Origin of the sequence: Mongoliitalea daihaiensis (assembly GCF_021596945.1) — a bacterium.
Taxonomy (GTDB): domain Bacteria; phylum Bacteroidota; class Bacteroidia; order Cytophagales; family Cyclobacteriaceae; genus Mongoliitalea; species Mongoliitalea daihaiensis.
This window is the reverse complement of record NZ_CP063779.1, coordinates 3,370,563-3,390,870: the sequence shown is the minus strand read 5'-3', so window position 1 is coordinate 3,390,870 and position 20,308 is coordinate 3,370,563. Positions and strand designations below refer to the sequence as shown.

Genomic DNA, 20,308 nt, shown 5'->3' with positions numbered 1-20,308 from the left:
ATGAAAATCCCTGAAAGTATTTACAAAAAAGCAGCCGAAAAAGATACCCTTGAATGGTTGTATCAAAATGCTGCAAGATTTGAACAGAAGTATAATTTACCAAAAGGAATCTTATTGCCACTTGCGGGCCATGAATCCATGAACTACCAAAGAACTGTGAATTCTGGAACTGGTCCACGAGGTTTATTTCAGATTTCAAGAGATACAGCAAAAGGCCTTGGCTTGCGTGTAGATGATGAAGTTGACGAAAGAACTGACCTTGAAAAAGCAACAGATGCAGCAGCAAGGCTTATCAGGGAAAACCTTGACAGAAACAAAGGGGATGTTGTCCGTGCACTTGCCGAATACAACGGAGGTCTTGATGCATCGAAATTTGTTGACAGACCTTATGACTTTGACCCCAAAAACGGAAATCCGGGAGAGCTTTACGGGTTCATGAGAGGGGTAAGAAATTATGCCAGGGAATGGGGAAACACTGAACTTTCAGATTTAATTGACAATGTTTATACACCTGCAAAACAAGCGGTTATAGATAGGCAAAATCTAATGATTAAAAATGGGATTGAGGTAAAAGCAGATGGCAATTGGGACAGAGACCAATACCAAAAATGGCAAAAGCTTGTTGAGCAAAAACCTGAAATACTTAACCCTCAACAGCCAGCGCAGATGCCTCCTTCTCCCATTGCACCATACCTTCCAAAAGAGTCACAGGTGATTTACGAGAAGCCTCCCGTGCCTCCAAGGATGCCCCAACAGCCGTCAAAACCTGCAGCACAAGCTGAGCCAAATCCTGCGCAACCTTCTGCGCCATCCTCTAAAAGAGACCCAAGGGAAATACGAATCCATGAGGAAGGTGGAAAGCTTGTACAATTGGAAGGAAGCGGAGAAGGCAATGAGGTAGACCTTCAAGGAGAAGAGCGGATATACTCTATCAAAGACACTGAAAAGATTGTTCAACTCGCAATGAAAGCTGAGAGTCCTGAAGATCTTTACAAGCTTGGAGAGTACGTTTACAAAGCAACCCTAAAACAGGATGCTACGCCTCCCGAGTACACTGACAGTTAAGGCTGTGTCTTTTTTTCTCTATTTTTATAAACAAGATTCATAAACTTAAACAAAATTTATATGGGCGTTACACGAGTAAACCAAGGATATGGAATGAAACCTTCTTATATGGGGGGAGGTGAAATGATTGACCCTATGATGGGAGATCCATTAGCAGGAATGTCACCTGAGCCACCTGCTCCATTGGGCGGTATGGAATCACTTGCACCGATGGTGGAACAGTATTTGGCTGCTCCTGATCCTTCGCTTGCAGATCAGATCATTCAGGAGCTTGCTGCTTCTATGGGCATAGGCGCACCCGCAGTTGATCCTATGGCCATGGGTGGTGGAGCTGAGGACATTCCTCCTGCCGGTCCTGTGGGCATGTTCGAAAAAGGCGGGAAAATGATTTCCTATCTCAAAAACATCAAACTCTAAGCAATGTCAGAGCAAAGGGCAACATACAGAACAGTGGACTTTCAAGCGGCAAGGGAAAACCTTGACCGCATGAAAGCTTCTGGGCATATCTCTGCAAGGGATCACAGAAGGTTGTCCAAAGGGATGAACAACATTCGCAGTGCCCAGGACAAAGGGATTGTTTACGATGTGGACAGTTCGACCAATACTTTCACTGCCAAAGACTCACAAGGAAGAGACATACGGGGAAAGGCAGGAGGAACAACAGGTTTTAACCTTATCGAAGGGAGAAAGACTTCCAAAGCAATGGCTTATCTCAAAGCCTATACAGACGGATCCACGCCACCTGCAGAAACGGAACGTACTCCCATGGAACATCAGGCTACATCTTTTGTTGGTGCAACAGGTACAGGTGTAGCTCCAATTCGTTTGCAAAGCCGTGTAGCCATGCCTGTAAGCTATGGTGCCGACGGTAAACCTATGGTTACTCCAAAAATGCTTGATGCAAAAGAATTAGTTATGGCAGGAAGAGAAGGAAAAAAAAGGGATATACCTAAAGCATCCAATGGTTTAAGGCTTGACCCTTCAAGGAAAGTCTTTACCTCACAATTTAATCTACCTGAACAAAGAGCAGGCATAGAAACTCCTTCATGGATAGGGTCGCATAGAAACAGTCCTCCTGCCCCAACAGTCGGGGAAAGGAATGTAAGAACATACGGCACAAGCAAACTACCTGCTTTCAGTTCGGGGGTAAGTGCAGTGGATAGACCTACTGTTCCAGCTACTACGCCATTTAATCCGAACAACCGGATAGACCAGAACAGGCCTTTCAAAGTAGACACGTTCAATGCTATTAATACAGGTCTTGGTCTTGTTGGTGGTGCAATGGTCTTGGGGGCACGTGAACCCGGTCAAGTTCGGACTCCTCGATTTAGTTCGGTAATAAGGCCGTACAGCGGTGATGAAGAACAATTGAGGCGAACTATTACTTCTATCGGAGAAAACTCTTTCAGAGCCGCGGAAGACGTCAGAAACGTAGCAGGAAGCAATGTGAATGCCTACATCATGGGAAGGGCTGCAATTCAGAACAATGTTGACAGAGCAACAGCGGATGCCTTCGCCAACGACGGTTCGATTCGAAGAGCTGACATGAGCAGATTTGATTCCATGAGAGAGGCTGAGAACAGGGTAAACCATGAGCAGGCCGTAGGCGATATTCGTAATCAGGAAGCCAGAGACCTTTCAAGATGGCAAGGGCGTGTACAGACAGGACAGGCAATGATGCAGAATGCTCTAAACTATGCTAATGCGAGAAATGCTGATCGAACAAACAAAGAAGTGCAGTTGAACATGGTTCGTGAAAAGCTTGCCAACGTACAACAGGCAGGCCGTTACAATGCGCTTATTGGTGCAATTTCAGCTGTGGGCGTAGAAGGTCTTAACCCTGAAATGCGTGCGCTGTATAACGAACTTATGGGCCGTGTGCCTACAAACGCAAAAGGTGGCAGGATTTCCTATTTCAGAAGAGGAGGTAAATTCGATGCCGGCAATGCAGTTGCTTGGTCAAATTCCGATCTTAAAAAAATGAAGACCGATTATGCCCGTTTTATCTCAGATGCTTCCAGACAGCAGATCAGAGATTTTAATCGATACATCCGTGAAATCAACAGAATCAACAGAATCAAAGTAACAAACAATTGATATGCCGATTTATAGAAAGAGAAAGTTTGCCGGAGGAGGGCGAACGAGCAGCATATTGAACAACCCAGGCTTAGGTCTGGGTTTGCAGTATATACCAACCCAGCAAGAACTTCCTGACGTTGAAGGTGCCATGTTCGTAGAACAATCCAAACAACAGGCTTTGGCGCAGCTTGAAGCTCTGAGAAAAGAGCGTACCCCTGATGTTTCTGAGCTAACAAAAAAGCTCGATGAACTTGAAATGTTTGGAGGTGTTCGAGAAAGTCTAAAATCAAGGATCAGTAATCGTTTGGCAAGCTACATGCAGCAAATGAATCAAGATCCTGACTTTGCTTTTTCACCTGAAGCAAGGCAAGAATTCAATGCCCTAAAAAGCGAAATAGATGCGGGAAGGTTTACTTATCATCACCAGCGGTACAAGGAGTCTAAAGGAGACTGGGAGGCTGCATTGGCCAAAGGCCTTGGGGAAGAGTTCTATGTTTCCAATGGAATGGTTCCCGTTGTCAGCAGGGATAATCCTGACGACATTAAGATGATACCGTTCTATAAGCTCAATAGCTTTTTGCAAAGTCCTGAAAACGCGGGAAATTATTTTGTTTACGGTCAATCCAAAGACCTTTGGAATCATTTACACAACAATGTTTCGGAAAGGTTCACCAATCTGCCTACCTTCTCTTCACGAGTTACGCTTAGGGATGCAAAGGATGAAATCGACAAGGTATTTAAGAACGTTGCTCATTCTAAAATGGGTAATATCGATTTTTCCGATATAGCAGATAAAAGCGGTGTTGCAGTCTTTAGACAGCTTGAAAGTTCTTTAAAAAATAATTACGTTCAAATTTCAGCAGCAGTTCAGCAAACTATGAACTCTCTTTCTCAGCAGTCCAGGGATGCTCTCCTCTCCCATTACATGCTAACAACTGATAACCCAACTGAGGCAGGTTTTAATAAGTTCTTTACAGATTTCCTACAAGGGGAAGCAGAGATCAGAGCATTGTCAGAAGAAGATGTTAACGAACGCAACAATATTATTTCAGGCGAGGTACTGCAAAGAATAGGAAGCACAGAGCCTCCTGCTTTGCTCAGAGTAAATGCTACCGCACGAATGCGGGACGGTTTGCTATTGTGGGATGGCGGATCAAAGGAAATGTTAGAAGTTCCTATCTGGTACAAATCAGCAGAACCATACGATTCGGAAAGAGAGTTTAAGTACAGAACGTTTCAAGATGTTTATTTTTATAATAAAGATGCAAAATCATCTAAAGAGGACGGTGATCTGATTCGGAATCCGAAAACATTTTACGGTGTAAAAAAAGAAGGGGATTTTATTTTACCTATTACCACAGGACAAACATACAAGCTTAAAGTAGTTGATGGAGTTCAGACCTATGTTCCAGATCAATTCGAAAACAACCTTGTTGACAGAATGATTACCCATGCCGTAACAGCCAGGTTTTTTGGAAAAGGAAATGTTGACCAGATTGAAGAAGTGGAATTTGAAGTTGATGGACAGCTCAAAAAAGGATATGCGACCTCTGATGGTAAAATACTGGAAGTTAGACCTATTGCCTTTGAAAAGTTCAGGGCTTATAACGATAAAGACAGTAGGGATGCAGATTATCTGACCCATGTATTTAAGCCTTTGGACAGAATTTCCACAACCCAAAAATTCGGAGTATCTGAGTGGTCTCTGGAATACAAAGAAGAAAACTACTTTGACAAAAGAACGCTAAGATTAAATAAAGAAGGTAAAGAAATAATGAAAGGTGTCTTGGGTGCACTCAATACGCACAAAGAACAGCTCAACGCTATCGAGCCTAAAACAGAAGATGAAAAAAGAAGGCTTTTGGAAGCCAAAAAGCAGTTTGCGGAAAATTCAAATATTATTATCAACCACTACGAGAATGTTATTGATCCAGGCTCTGTTCCGGGATTTGATATCAATGAATCTTTGAATTATATCAATAAAACGATAAATTCATACGCAAATGTGGCAGAAGTTGATAAGGTTCTAAAATCCAGAACATTTATCAACAACACAATCAAGGCAAGTAAAACTTTAAACAACATTAATTAACGATGGCAGACGGTAGAAAACTGTTCGATCTTGATGAAAATGGGAATCTCGTTGAAAAAAATTTGGACGAGGTTATAACTGATTTGAATAATAATAACCTGAATTCATCTTCTACTTCCAAGATGTTTACGGGAGCTTTGGCAGGAACAGAAATCCCTACCGATACTCTTCCGGTAAAACCACGGAGAGAAACTGTTTACGATTACAGAACACCACAGGGAGCTACTGCTTTGGAGCTTGATCTTAAATCTGCTGCTGAGAACAGTAACCGTTCAGGAAAATACATTAACGTAGACGGAGAAATAGATGACCTTGATTTTTCAGGCTTTAGAACCGGAGACGGAAAGCTATTCGGTGCAAGCGGAATGGTTTATCTCAAGCCTATGTATTCTGAAAAAGATGGGATAGTCGAAAAAACTTCTGGTATACTGGGTCTTGAAACCCTTGGTCAAATGACTCAGAATTATGTCAACAAACTTGATCCGACTACTAAGTACAGGATGCTTATCCCCTCTCTTCACCCAGAGACAAAACAGCCTATCTTAAAAGAAGTTCAGGGGACACTAAAGGAGTTTCAAGAACGCAATATTGCAGTAACACAAAAGTACGGTTATCAGTCACAGGAAGACGGCTTCATAAAATCATTAGCCAAAGGTTATTTGAATACAATCGGTTCAACGGATGAAGTATTAGTCAGTGCTTTAAGTTTTATTGGCCGTGCACCTGGATTACGGGGAGGTGAATTTGGTGGTTTACATGCATTACATCAAGCGATGCTTGACAGAAGTGAACGTGAAAACTATATCGCTTCGGCTTCATCTTCTGAAAGCTGGACTTCCCTTGACTGGCTCGGAGCAGGTCTTGGGCAGGCTTTGGCATCACAGACACAGTTTGGTGTAATTGGGCGTGGAGCAAATCTTGTTAGTATGGCTGCCTTAAAAGCCATCCCTGGAGGTGCTGCCAAAAGTCTTGCCAAGAGAAAGATGGCAGAAAATATTGCCCGTATCGGAGGAAGTGCTATCGTAGGCGTAGGCTATGCCCATAGTGATGCAAGGCGGGCTGGATTAAGTGATGATGAAGCCTTCATTTTTTCTCTTACAGTAGGTGCCTTAAACACCTTGATCGAAACCACTTTCAACGTGGATTTTGATCGTATGATGATGGGTATGTCGAGTAAGTACCTTTCTCGTCAATTATTGAGAGAAGTTAGTGGGAACGTAACTGATGAAGCTTTGCGGTTGAGCGCAAAAAACTTATTCAGTGCTATTAGAGCAGGTGGATCTTCTGCATTCAAAGCTGCCATAGGTGAAGCTTCCGAAGAAGTGGCACAGACAATTGTCGAGCAGTCGGGCCGTACTTTCCATGACCTATTGTTCGGGAAAGACAGGGATGTAAATGAGGGTAGATTTGAGGAGACAGGGTTTAATTTGGGCGAAATTTTGGAAGCAGGTTTTTTTGGTGCATTTGGTACAGCTCCATTTACGGCCATGAACTCTATTATTACCAAAAAGCAGGGTGACAGCTCTTTCATGGACAAGATGATTTTTGACGGGGATGGTCAGACTGTACTCGAAGAAATCAAAACGTTGAGAGCTCAAGGCAAAATAAGCGACGAACGTTACGCTGAAATGTACAAAGAGGTATCCACCAAGATTGCTGCCTACGATACGCATGCCCAAGTATATGCCAATATGAGGGGTTACAGCAGGTCAAAAGAACTGCAGCAAGAATTTACCACTTTGTTCGGGATGAAAGCGCAGACTGAAATGATGCGGGACAAAGAGCTTGACAAGCTTGCGCAAAATCCCGACCAACCTGTTAACCAGACTTTTCAACAGGCAGAAGAAGCAAAGGTCAAAATCGAACGCTATGAGAGCACGTTGAAATTGATCAACGAAAATATAGCCAAATACAAATCGGAAACCTACATCAAGGAAAGAAACGATGCGATAGAGAAAAATCAACAGCGGTCAGCTGCTCAGCGTGACAGTGATTTTAGCAGATTTATCGAACCGGAAGTTTCCCTCAGTTCATTGCATGAGCTTTCTAAAAGATTTACCAGTCTGACAGAAGAAGAGCGGAGTACCACATTTTTTGCCAGGAACACAACTGAGGTTGAGTTTATTTTAAACAGTATTCTAAGCGGTAATTTTAAAACTTTTTTTGGTGATAAGTCGGATGAAATGCTCAGTAAAATTTCGGAAGACCTTTTGGCGAGCAGGCTTTATCTACATAAAAGTTTTACTTCTGATAATTATAGAAAACTTCTCACCGAAACTTTGGGCATTAGCGAAGAGCTTATACCGTTAAATACACGGGAATTACGTGATTCATCTAATAATCCTCAGAATTATGTAGGACGTTCTATGCAGTTGCGAGAAATAGATGATATCAGAAAAAGCGATGCCTTTCAGCAAAAAGCAGACGAAAAAGCACGCTCCATGTATGGTAAGGGGCTTAAAGAACTTGATCCTATCAACCGTCAAATGGTTGAAATGATGACCTTGGTTGAAAGCGGCAGATTGTTCGGGGTAACTGAAACTGTTCTTCATTCTTTAAATCATGAAGATGATATTTTAAGCTTCATTGAAAACGAGGAAAAAAGAAAGGCTTTGGAGGATATGATATCCAAAAGCGCAAAGCCCTTGACCTTCATCCCGGGAAACACACCTGTCGGAGATACTGCCAGAGGTTTCCATGAAGCAAGAAGCGGTACGGTGTTTATTTCTTTCAGTCGTTTAAGAATGACTGATCTTATAGTAAGAAAACATACAGAAGGGCTGAACAAACAGGAAGCTGATGAATTACAGCGTTTACAGGACGATCTTTTCCACAAGCTTGTACACGAGGTCACGCACAGTCTCTTTGATGTGGCCATCAACAAAATGCATGCTGCATATCTAAGGTATACACAAAATCCTAAGATGAAATCACAGGATGCATTGCTTTTCGAAAGGATCCTGAACTTAATTGATCTTGTTGGTACTGAACTCGGCAATAAAGGCAAATCAAAAGACCTTTACTTCTTTTCGAAAATACTTAATGACCATCTTTCTTTATCTCCTGATCAGCGTTTGTTTCAGTCAAACACGTTGGTAAAAGAGTTTTTTGCAGAAGCTTTGTCTAACAAAGATTTCCAAGTGTTGCTCGATAGTTATGATCTGAATGCAAAAAAGAACAAGAATACAGTCAAGCAAAAGTACGGGTACGAACGATTTGAAAAGACTTCTGTGCGTACTGTTCTCAAAGAAGTTGTTGATCTGTTCAAGGGCGTTTTCAATTCTTTTGCTTCCATGTTCAATCCGGACAGGAGAACACTTTTATCTGAAGCTTTGGAATCTGCCAACTTCATTGAGACAAACAAGTATTTTGTTACTGAGCCGATGCTTAGTGCCACAAGTTCGGACTTATCTATGTTTAACCCTTCTGTGGTTATAGATAATGAAGACACTTATTACAGCTGGGAATACGTGCCATTGAGCATTGTTCACCGTATGAGTGAGCTTGGCTACAAGATGACAGAAAGCCAGATCAGGCAGTTTGAAGCAAGGATGGAGGACTTTGTGATTCAAGAACTCCTAAAGGACGGTGAGGACGGTCTTTCTATGAAGACTCTTAAGATCATTTACTTTGGAGCTACTGACTCATTTCTCTTTACTTGGCAAGAAAAAGATGGAGACAGAACTGTTACCAGACGACAGTTTTTTAACCGTTATGGAGTAAAGGAAAATCTAAATACCAATACATTCAACCCTAATGCTTCAAGCTCGCTAAAAAAACACCACGCCTTTGCAGACTTCCTCCCTGAAAACGACAACAATATGGAGTCCAGACAGGCAAGGGAAATGACTGATAATTTTATGAAGGCCATGCGTGAAGGCTTTACAGGAGAAACATTCCTGCAGCTCAACAACAGCAAATTTTTTGGCATCGGTGAAAACCGTGTTCAGGGTGAAGTACAGATTGTCTATACATTTGCTGACGGAACAAAAGGAGTCATCGGTTTTGCCCCAGACCTTGCTAAACCAAGACTTGCACGTTTGCTTAAAGGAAATGCCTATATCCCTGTAAATGTCAACAGGATAAAAGGAAGTCCGGGATCGAAGGCGTTTGTAATTTACAATGAGCCAGGAAATCCTGATTCTGGTATTAAAAGAGTGTTGAGCTACAAAGATAACGAAGCTCATGAAGCAGATTTGTTGGCCAGAGGTTTTGAAATCCTTGACAATAAAGGCGGCATGGGTTTTATGCCAAGGGTAGAATTTAACTATGCCAGTGACCGTGTACGCGTTCCAAGGGAGAACATTGTTGCAGCAGATACCATTGATACCATCACTTCTCAGGACGAAAACATGAGAGCTGATCTTTCAAGGGTTCTGAGTTTGGATGAAGCTCAAAAGCTAAACAGACAGTACAATCAAGACCTGTATGAGTCTGTAATCGAGCCTGAGTTTTCTTTTTACAACGACCTTGAAAAAAGAGACCCGTTCCAGGAGCGGATCTGGTATGTCCGTGATAAGATAAAAAACACGATCCGATACAAAGCCATGTCGGGTATTTACTCGCATGAACAGCTTTTAAACTCGTTTCTTGGGTTAGTAAATTCTTCGCAGGAATTATTTACAGGTAGTGAGTTTAGCGAACAACAGCGGGAAATTGCAAGACAACTTGGCTTTACCGGTGAAAACGCACAGGATAAATTTGATGTGTTCTTTGAAGATGTAATTGGATTCAATTCCTACGAGCAGTACCTTAAAGAAGCTTCCAAAGGAATCAGACAAGATTGGTCAGGAGAAGGATTAAATCCTGAAAGCACTGTTTTTGGTATCACCAAAGCGCAGATCGAACACCTGCACTACCACAATCCTGAAACAGGTAAAAATCAAATGCTTGAATTCAGGGATGCAAAAAACATTCTTTTCCAAGCAACAAGGAATGCGTCTTCCTATGATCAAATGGTTGAGAATATGTTCAGGTTACGTTCAGATGAAAATCTAACAAAGCGAGAGCAGCAAATTGCTAAAGCATTGCATAACTATTATTCAAGACCAATTGTCAATACTAATGCGCTTAACATTACTGATTTAAAGGGCAATAAGGTTAATCCAATTTTCGCCAATGAAATGGTTAAGGCGGTTGCCGAAGAATCAGATAGCGCAGTTCAAATTCGTCAAAAGCTTTTTGAAATCGCATGGAAAGGGGAATTTACAGACATCAACGGTAACAAGTCCGAACTTAGTAAAGATGAAATCATCCGTACAGCAACGGCTTTGTATAATTATTATACAGCTCCAAATGCCAACTTTGACGGTGTGGTGAGCTTTATGGGTGCAAACTCCTTGTTTACTGCTTTTGGGTCGCAAAGAAGGGTAGATTCTGTAACCATGATGCCAAATGAAAACGGCGGTGCATTCGTCTACTTCAATGGCAGAAAAAAGATGAAGGACGAAAACCATGCTGCTATACTCAAAAAGATTGAGGACACCTTCAACCGTATAAAAGCAGAAGGAATAGGTATCGAAGGATTTAGACAAGAAGTAGCAGATAAATACTTTGAGCTTACTGGCCGTCAAATTTCACAGGAGCAGGTATTTAAGTTCTTCAACAAGATTCAAAACTTTGCTGCCCCTGAGTATCAGCAAGGCAAAAACACGTTGATGGATTCCCTTCTGAAAGGAAGCGGTCTGAACGATTATTTCATGACTTTTGCTACCGACGACATGGTTGCTGAGGTGGAAGATTTTGTTCATGCATTCTACGCTGTTCTTGGAGTTGAAATCCCGCGTTCGATGACTGCGAGATATCCGGGCTTTAGCGAAGAAGCTCTTAACCTTACGTTGAATCAGATGGATTCCGAGCATCAGGAAGACTTGGACAGGTACCTGATGGATATTGAAATCCAGAATAAGAGACTTCAAGAAGCCGATCCCCAAGGGTTCACACCTGTTCAGCCTGACGTTCAGCTGATCAATCAGATGCAGATTGAGCACAGGAACAGAAAAAACCGCTATGCAGAGGAAATAAGGAGCAAGGCATACACCTATTCCACAACCAATTTTGAGCACAAGAAAATGTTTGGTTCAAAAGCGAGTGGAAATAAGGGAGACTTCCCTACCCTTGCATTGCTGTTTCAGAACGCATTCTTTGTCCATTCAAACTTCTTCAACGGACTTTCAGGAAAAAACATCAGTTCTTTTGAGACGGCAGAAACAAGAAGGATGGCCGATACACTTCTGTTCCACAATACGGTCAACCAATCGGATGAATTTTACTTTGATCCGAAGGGTCAAAAGCGTTTTTCTACCAAAGTAAAGTCAGGACTTGACCAAATGATGGAAGACCTTTCTTTTGACAAAAACGGCCGTAGAACAAGAATGCTCACCATGGAAGCATGGAAACGTAACAGGGTTCTTCGTACCATTGCCAAAAGCCACGGAAAGCCTATTGACGTGATCATGTCGGGTGTGCGTAACATGGATCAAGGAACTACCTATTCGGAATCCACAGAGGTTGATTTTGCATTTGCCAATCTTGCTGGATTTGTTGCTTACTACGATTACAACAACCAGTATGTCCATATATCGGATATCCCTTCCGATAAGCCTACACTATACGGCTTTAACCTTGAAAGGATTGCATCAAACGAACTTGAAGGGGAGATTACCAATATCCTAACCTACGAACTTGAAAAGTTCAAAAGAGAGGAAAAAGAAGTCCGTTTTGCATTTGGGAAAGATTTTGGTTCTGCGACAGAGCCAAGAAAGCTCAAGAAGCCGAGTGCTTTAAATTCGTTGATCAAAGGCGTTCACTATGAAACAGTCGAGCGTAACGGACAGACGATGTACTTGCCGGGCAGGATATTCAACAAAGGACTTTATTTTTATGGGTTCCCTGTAAACGAAACCAAAGATGCCAGTGGTAAAACAGTTTACGATTTTCAGACTGCTGCCAAAAACATTGCTTCCAAAATCAGGCAAGAAGCTGAGCAGCATTACAATGAAATGGTTTCCAAAGGTTTGAACATTCCAGTAAACGATGGATTTGTTAAAGCAAAAGACCCAAGGATTGCGCTTCAAAAGCTTGAATCGGAGCTTTCTCGCAAAGAAAGCTATATGCTTTCCAGACAGGAAAATGCAGATGAACTTGTTGCCGAAGTTGAAGACCTAAGAGCAGCTATCCAAAAGGCTACCGAAGAGCTTCCTTCTGCACTTGCTACCTATGGCAAAGAGCTTGAACAGCGTAAGTTTGAAATTTACGTCAACGAGTTTTATCCTACCTATGCAATTAACAGATTCCACCTCTCACAGCTTTTGATGGGAGACTATGGCTTCTATAAGGGTAATGATGGATTCAGTGATGTAAACAAGCGTATGGCAGGGCCAATGGCTCCTTATTACCGTGGTGTATGGAGACGTCCTACTGCAAAACTTGCATTGTTCGAAGATGTAGGTGACAGAGGTGACAAGACATTCTCAGACCTTCCTGTAATTCGAATGAATGATCAAGGAAGGTATGAGATAGACGACAGCCGTACTAATACGGTTGCGGGTACAAGGACTGATGCACAAGGCTACGTAACCGAAAAGTTTGCCCGTGAAATGACAAAAGCATACGGTCACTTTTCAGGGTTTAAAAAAGTCTTTAAGCCTGTTATGTTTGGTATCAATGAAAAAGACCTCGACAGGGCAAAGCCTTTATATCTGAAATTATCAACGGCAGTTATTTTGGATCCGAATGATCCTAAGAATGCTGCGCACTACGAAAAATTCCCGAACCAGTTAGATTTTGCACGTAAGTTTTATGCTTCGGGTGCGGATATGGGGTTATTTAATTCAGGGGTAAAAGTAGGGATTACTAATAGCAACCTTGTTACCGACGAGCAATACACAACGCAGGATTTTGACCTTGATAAATTTGGTCTGCAGAATGACCCTGAGCATTCAGTAGATGAAGAAGGCTCTACCATTTCGGGCGGTGTTCAGATACACAAACAGCTTGCTGACAATGGGAACTTTCAGGATATGCTACAATTCTACACGATTGAAGCAACTATCCTAAGAAGGCAGCTACAAAAGGCGATTGAAGATGGTTCACTTACAAGTATTGAAGCTGTAAAAGCTAAATTAATCGAGGAGCTTGGATCCAGAGCGCACACCTCCCCTATTGCTGAATGGTTGAAGGACAACAAAACCAATATTCTTGACCACCCTTTTACGGCTGAGCTTGCTCAAAACCTGATGTCAAGTCTTTTCAACAAGCTTGGCTCTCTTCCTAATAAACCTGGGCACAAATATGTCAACCTTTCCGATTACGGATATGACTCCATTGCCTTGACAGAGACGGAAAAAGCACAGAAAAAAGCTTTGCTTGAAGAATACTTTAACGAAAACCAGCAGACCCATAAACTAAAATGGGCAGGTCCGAGAACGGTTGATGAACTCCATACCGTTGATATTGATACTTTCAGGATTAATGTCAAAGACGGTGTATGGTTTGTCAATGATGTGACAGGAATTATTGAAGATGCAGATGGTCAACCAGTGATTTTTCCTGCAGATGTTCTTGTTCCTGAAAATGCCGGACTGCCATTGGGAACTCGATTAATATCAACTCGTATCCCGACCACAGGTAAGGCTTCCAATATTCCTGCACGTATCGTTGGCACAATACCACAGGAACTTGGAAACGTTCTGGTTTCTCCAAAAGAAGGGCCTGCTATCCTTGGATTTGACTTTGACGTGGACGGTCTTTTCACTTGGCATCACACAGGAGGACTTGAAAAGCAAATGGACAGAATGTTTGATATCGCATTCAACGTACTCACCCATCCGAAAAACTATAATGAGGTAACGACGCCTGTATCTACCGACACATTGGAAGACAGGGCTATTTACTTCTCTATGTCAGAAAAGCATGCGGAATTCTTTTCAAGTCTTAAAGGTAAGGATAAGAAAAAATTTGCTTCCCTTTCCGACAAGCAAAAAGACCATTACATGACTTTAAGCGATGAACAGCGGGAAACATACAAACCTACTGTTGATCCAAGACACGATCATTGGGGGTTTGCACGTCAGCTTCAATTGATGAAACTAAACTCGGTGGGTAAGGCATTTATTGGTTCTTCGGCATCCTATTTTGGCATCTACTCTGTATTTAGCCAGACAGGCGTTAGGCTGGTTGATATGCGTAGTAAGTCATTTGAATTTTTCCGTGAATACAATATAGATGGAGCAAACAAAGGTTATCCGCTCGTTGACTCTGAGGGTAAAATGATTACTGACTCTTTTGTGCAGCTGATCAATGGTGCAACAGATAACGTAAAGTTGATGGTTCTTGGCCGTAACAATATCAACCTTGTAACAGGTGATGTACTAATGGATATGATTTCTCATGGTGTTACATTGGATTACGCACTCATGTTTATCAACCAGCCTGGAATTCGAGACCTTGTTCGTTTAACCGAGTCAAGAAGCTCTATTACATCGCAAAGAGAAGATGGAGACAATACAAAAATACTTTTGTCGATCTATGAAAGACTTGCAAAAAAACTCGATCCTAACTTCCAATATGAAAGTGTTATCAACGGGCCAGGAATTGTTCAGGATTTCAGAAACATATCTGCTGAGAAGCTGGAAGAAATGTACCTTTCCGGAAACAAAACAAAATCTGCTCTTGAGGCAAAGTCAGCGCAAGATCTACTCGATGTCTTTGCTTCGCGCGTAACTGATCCTAACAAAAAAGCAGCAGAAGCTTTAAAGGCTATTGTTGACCAAATGAACATCATTGAAAAGTTCGGGTATTACTCAGGTCTTTCAAGAACCACAAGAAGCGGTGGAACATTGGCCACGTCGTTTTCCAAGAACCCTAAAAACTTCCTTGAACTTAAGTCAATTAAGGATAAGATAGATAAAGCCTTTTTTTCGAATAAGCCTCAGTTGTCGGGAGAAATATTCAACCATCCATCCTATCGTTATCAGTATGAGCTTTTTAGTCTCATGAGGGATATGTATGCGGACAACATGATTGTTGCCTCATATTTCTTTGATGGGTTTTATAGCGATGCCATGCAACGAATGAATGCAGACGAAAAGGCCTTATTCCACAAGCATTTTTACAATAACATTATTTTCAGGAACCTTGAAAGGAATGGTATTGATTCTCGTTTGCTTGACGGAGAACCTTTGACCTCCATCGAGTTCAATGAAATCTTTGTAAGGATCATCAAGGACAATGAGCATCTGTTTGCAGGAAATAAGTTTATGTCATTGTTGACGCCTATTGTTTCTGATCAGGCCCCAAAAGTTCTTGCTTCAGGAAAAGGTAAGCTTTCAAAACTTGAAGTCCGTGTGATGAAAGATTTTGGAGAAACTGAGCTGGAAGAAATCAGGCAAGCATTTGAGCAGATCCCTAATGTTGAATACAATGGGAACACTGTAAATGTGAAAAATGCACTTGTTTATTACATGGCTATCAATAAAGGTTTTAATCTGGGAGGTTTCAGTATGTCCAAGATTATGCCAAAACATGTAGTAGACATAGCTGCACGTGCTATTAAAGAGGTAGATTCTGATTTTAAATTTCTAAGCAGGCATGTAAAAAACCCGATAAGTGTAGATAATAAAATTGAAATGGCACTTAGAGGAGTTGGAGAATTTCTTAATGAGGGTTTCGACCATGAATCCTTGTACTTGGGCGATGATGATTACCATAATGCTTACGACTTCATTGATATGTACCTCAATGAACCTATGAGTGATTTTGTTAGCATGTTCTATCAAAGAAACATGCAACTACTCCCAAGGATGAAATCTTCTGATTTAATCAATGCGGCTAAAAAAGTTAGTTACAGAAACACAGATGAATACAATCAACTTGTTACTGCTGATGATAATGCAAAATACATTGATGGTATTAAGATCACTTTAGGGCCTAAGAATGAGACGATCATAGAGGTTGAAGAAAAGCAGTTAGAGGATAACCCTGATCTTGCAAACTTTATAAATGCTGCAACTGCTAAAGAAGGCATGATATTAATGACCAAGGAAGGTCCTAAAGTCATGTTTGTTACACGAGAGAAAAAGGCTGTTCAGTTTTTTTCTAATAAGACTCAAGAAACAGTTGAATTTGAAAGAGAATACATCCGATTCACAGAAGAGCAATCTCCTGTTTTTAGGCCTGATCTGTATGAACCTTCAATGGTCAATTCACAGCCAAGCAAACAGTATATAGCTCCTGTAGTAGAAGAAAATAATGTTTCTCAGTCTCAGCCACAAGCGCAAACGCAGAATACTGTTACAAAGGATTCACTTGTTTTTATCGGCCCCGACACTGATCTTATGCAGATAGTTAATGCAGGAGCCGTAGCAGTAACAGCTGATCCTGCTGTTCAGGAGTTCTTGGTATCGCAGGGATACGCAGTATCAAGAAAAAATCCCGATGCTTTATATCCGAAAGGAAGAGCTTACGATGATTATACAGACGAGCAATGGAAAACTTTAAAAAATGAGTGTTAATATGAAAGCATGCGATTTGTTTGTAACGGCCAGAAATGGCAATGTTTCAGACCTGCACAATGTATTACAGAAGCGGTACGGTGAACGTACTGCTTCGATAATGCATTTTCCGGTAGTTGAACTTGACGAGTTTGACCAATGGTACGGCAATGCCGAACGTGATGTCAACGGTGAGCCTATCTTAAAAGAAAACTCTTACTATGAAAATAACAAAGGGCAAAGATGGTTTATCGGAGAAACTATGAAACCTCCAATGGGCGGTGAGGTGGTTTTTAATCCTTACAATATGTACCATCCGGGGGAATACACTAAAGCCCACAACAAATGGAGAGAAAACCTGAATGCCAAAATTGATGGTTTTTTAGCCTCTGGGATTTCCATAGAGCTGGCATTGGAAACAGGCCTGCTCAACAAAATGGAAGCTGCCATGGTCAGCAATGGTATCGCAAAAAGAAGCTCGCCTTATGCCATGCCTCAAAGTGAAAGTCAGGCGGATTTTTCTTTTTATAATGAAACGGCAAATGCCAACATGAAGCTCGAATTTGACCAGATATGGAATGCCATCCCTCGGGCAATATTTGTAGATGCTGACTTAAAAGTGTTCGAGCAAATTTTATCAGGAGCTATCCCCGACCAACCAATGCCCACGCCTGGACTTGAAAACCCAGAAACAGGTGAGCAGTACACGTATGAAGAATACTTCATGTACGAGGTAGACCGATACATGAACGAGCAGGAATTTTTGGAAGACCTTATTATCAAGATTGCGGACGGAGCTCTTGACAAGTCAAGCAAAAATTATATGTCAGACGAAGATCTTGGCGCACTTTGGAAACGTATGACCCAAAAGACAGGTTCAGACCATAAGCTTATTAGAAACCATTACGGTGAGCTGTACACCAAAGTAGCCGATGAAATGGCTTTTAGAATGATCGAGAAGCAGCTGCAATATCATGAAGAGCGTAATTCAGATTATGAGCAAGCAGGAGAAAAAGACATTTGGCTTGTCGATAGATGGACAAAATCTTTGCACGATTTTTCCGATTCTCAGCTTGTCATGCAGAGACTCGCCCACAAAATATCATATAGCACCGGTCTTGCTGAAAAAGAGGCTTACATGGTAAAAGATAGGCTAAACACTTTAATGACAGCTGTGGCTAATGATTACTGGAAAGGAAACCCAAACAGGCAACAAGGCTTTTGGAAAAATATTACCAATGTTCTTTTCCATAGAGTAAACGAACATAATAAGCCTTTTGAGTGGATGTTTGAAAGAGAATCTATCCCGAATGATCCAAATGATCCTTTTACTGGTTACACGCAAGGAGATTTTACAGGAAGACTTATTCAGCGATTCCACATGACCGATGAAGATGCTAAAAAAATCATCTATGAGAAAGTAGGTAAGGATCATATTTATTCAGGTGATAAATTAATCCAAATGGTAGAAAACCTTACACCTGAACAGAAAAAATTCTTTACTCAAAAGCAGCTAAAGGAAATTAAAGACGGAATTATTTTTATCAAAAGTATTCAAAGCCAAAGGCAAAAAGGAAAAACTATAAGCGAAGCACAAGAAAGATCTCTTTCGGGTAAGGAAAGAGTGTTGAGAAGGCTTGCAGTTAAAGCATTGGTAACGCAGGCAGACTCGCAAGAATTTGCTAAAATGAAGCACAGAGCCGCAAACGGTGTTCCTCACTACGCAAACAAAGTGGCACTGTATGATTACATCTATACTCAAAACCTTCATTTAATGGAGGCTAATGATGCCTCTTACTCTCAGCCAGCAGATAGAGGATTTATGCCTCAGTTATCTATGAATACCTATGAATCATACCACAGGGCAGGACTTTTTCCAGCTTACCTGAGGTTCATGGTAAACCTTGATAATACAGCTTTATTCGGTGATTATAATGTTGAGTATAATGGGGAGACAAAAACATGGAACGAATGGAAAGAGTATTTCAAAGATCCCGCAAGAACAACAACAGAAAAGCTTAAGGCTCCATTTATTCTCCAAGACCTTTTTAAAGATATTCAACAACGGATAGCAAATGGAAAAGAAATTGATCCAGTTCACAGAAAACAAGCGGCAGCATCTTTCTCAATCTCCAATACCATGCCGTTCAGGACTATTGCCGGAAGGTCAGACTTTTCTGTCAATGCAGGTAGGATATTTATGGTGCATTTTGAATCTTTAATTTTCAGAAAGCACATGAACCCGTTAGTGCCTACTGCTCAGGCAGCAAAAAACTATTACGACTCTAAAGCTCAAAAATCAGGAAGAGCAAAGGATTTTGAGAATGTCAGAACCTTTATTCAGGATTATGTCGATAGGTATATGTTCGGGTTTAGACACGGAGCACTCAACAATACGATGTTCGGCAATATGGTGGACCAGTTGATTACAAGTACCGTACTTGCCTACCTTGCATTGTCGCCCGAAACATCATTGCTAAACCTTGGTGTAGGTCTAAATGAATCCCTTAAATCCAAAGTCGCAAAATACGGGTGGTCATCAGGTTTTAAACAATTTGGCATAGGTTTAAAAAGAATGACCTCTGGCGGTAAGCTTCATGAGCTTTCACCAAAAGCCAAAGCATTTATCGAATATTTCAATATCGAAACCTTTTCGAACATCGATATAGAAAACCAACAGGATTATTTCTTTGGTATAGCAGACAAAATGATGTACCTGCAGTCTAAAGGCGAGGTAATTATCAGAGGAACATCTATCCTTGGGGAAATGACCGATGACCAATGGAGCTCATTTGACGTGGATCAAAACGGAAAACTTGTTGTATTAAACAAGAGTAACTTCCCTAACATCAACCAGGTCAAAGAATGGAACTACTATGTTTCGTCAGTTCAAGGTAACTATACTCCGGAAGGACGTAGAAACTACCATAATATTGTAGTCCTGAAAGCAGCCATGCTTTTTAAAACATGGATGTTTGATTACATTCAAGAAAGGTTCAAGCCAAAAGGAACTGATATGTACAGCAAGGTTAGAGAAGGTTATTATGTTACTTTTGGTAAGCTTCTGTTCGATTATAAAAAATTGATAGCCCATTACAGAGGTCAATCAGATTTGAAGCCATATCAACAAGAAAACCTGCGTAAAATGGGATATGATTTGATGATGTATTCTTTGCTTGCAGTCTCTTCTGCAGGAATTGAAGCGGGAGAAGAAGATGATCCTGCATTAAGGTACATCAGATCACTCATACTTAAGTTCCAGTCGCAGCTTTTCCTTCAGCTCTACCCTTCTGAAATTATCGGAATGGTTTCAAGGCCTTTTCCTTCGATGGGTATTTTGGAAGGTCTTACAGGCGCATTGATAAATTTTGCCAACTTGAATTTTGAAAAGTCAGGCAAGCTTGCATGGAGTACTGTTCCTGGACATAGAGTTGTTGACTTTGCTTTTGATATAGCAGACCTTACTGAGTAATAAAACAATCATTTTAACACGTTAAAGCAACCCCTAATGAGGAGGTTGCTTTTTTTTGGTCGTTCTCAAATATGCTTTGTTTTTATATTTATGAAATAAATTTATAAG

6 protein-coding genes are annotated in these 20,308 nt (G+C 41.2%); all 6 read left to right on the top strand.

Translation table 11 applies throughout. The annotated features are described in order from the left end of the window. The 6 genes from IPZ59_RS14335 to IPZ59_RS14310 are packed head-to-tail and all read left to right on the top strand — an operon-like array spanning nt 1 to nt 20,200. On the top strand, nt 1-1,065 hold the full coding sequence (locus IPZ59_RS14335; protein ID WP_236136733.1) for a transglycosylase SLT domain-containing protein: 1,065 nt from the start codon (nt 1-3) through the stop codon (nt 1,063-1,065). Nucleotides 1,066-1,125: 60 nt separating this feature from the next. Beyond that, entirely contained in the window at nt 1,126-1,482 is a 357-nt protein-coding gene (locus tag IPZ59_RS14330; RefSeq protein ID WP_236136732.1) for a hypothetical protein, read from the top strand. Between the two features lie 3 nt (nt 1,483-1,485). Further along, the gene (locus tag IPZ59_RS14325) at nt 1,486-3,162 is read left to right on the top strand and encodes a hypothetical protein (RefSeq protein WP_236136731.1); all 1,677 of its coding nucleotides are present in this window, start codon (nt 1,486-1,488) and stop codon (nt 3,160-3,162) included. Between the two features lies 1 nt (nt 3,163). Further along, nucleotides 3,164-5,236: a hypothetical protein gene (locus IPZ59_RS14320; protein WP_236136730.1), complete on the top strand. Its 2,073-nt coding sequence runs from the start codon at nt 3,164-3,166 to the stop codon at nt 5,234-5,236. A 2-nt stretch (nt 5,237-5,238) separates the two neighbouring features. Beyond that, on the top strand, nt 5,239-16,749 hold the full coding sequence (locus IPZ59_RS14315; RefSeq protein WP_236136729.1) for a hypothetical protein: 11,511 nt from the start codon (nt 5,239-5,241) through the stop codon (nt 16,747-16,749). After that, nucleotides 16,739-20,200 (top strand): hypothetical protein, encoded by a 3,462-nt coding sequence (locus tag IPZ59_RS14310; protein ID WP_236136728.1) that lies wholly within the window; start codon nt 16,739-16,741, stop codon nt 20,198-20,200. Before IPZ59_RS14315 ends, IPZ59_RS14310 begins: the two co-directional genes overlap by 11 nt. Nucleotides 20,201-20,308: the final 108 nt, after the last annotated feature.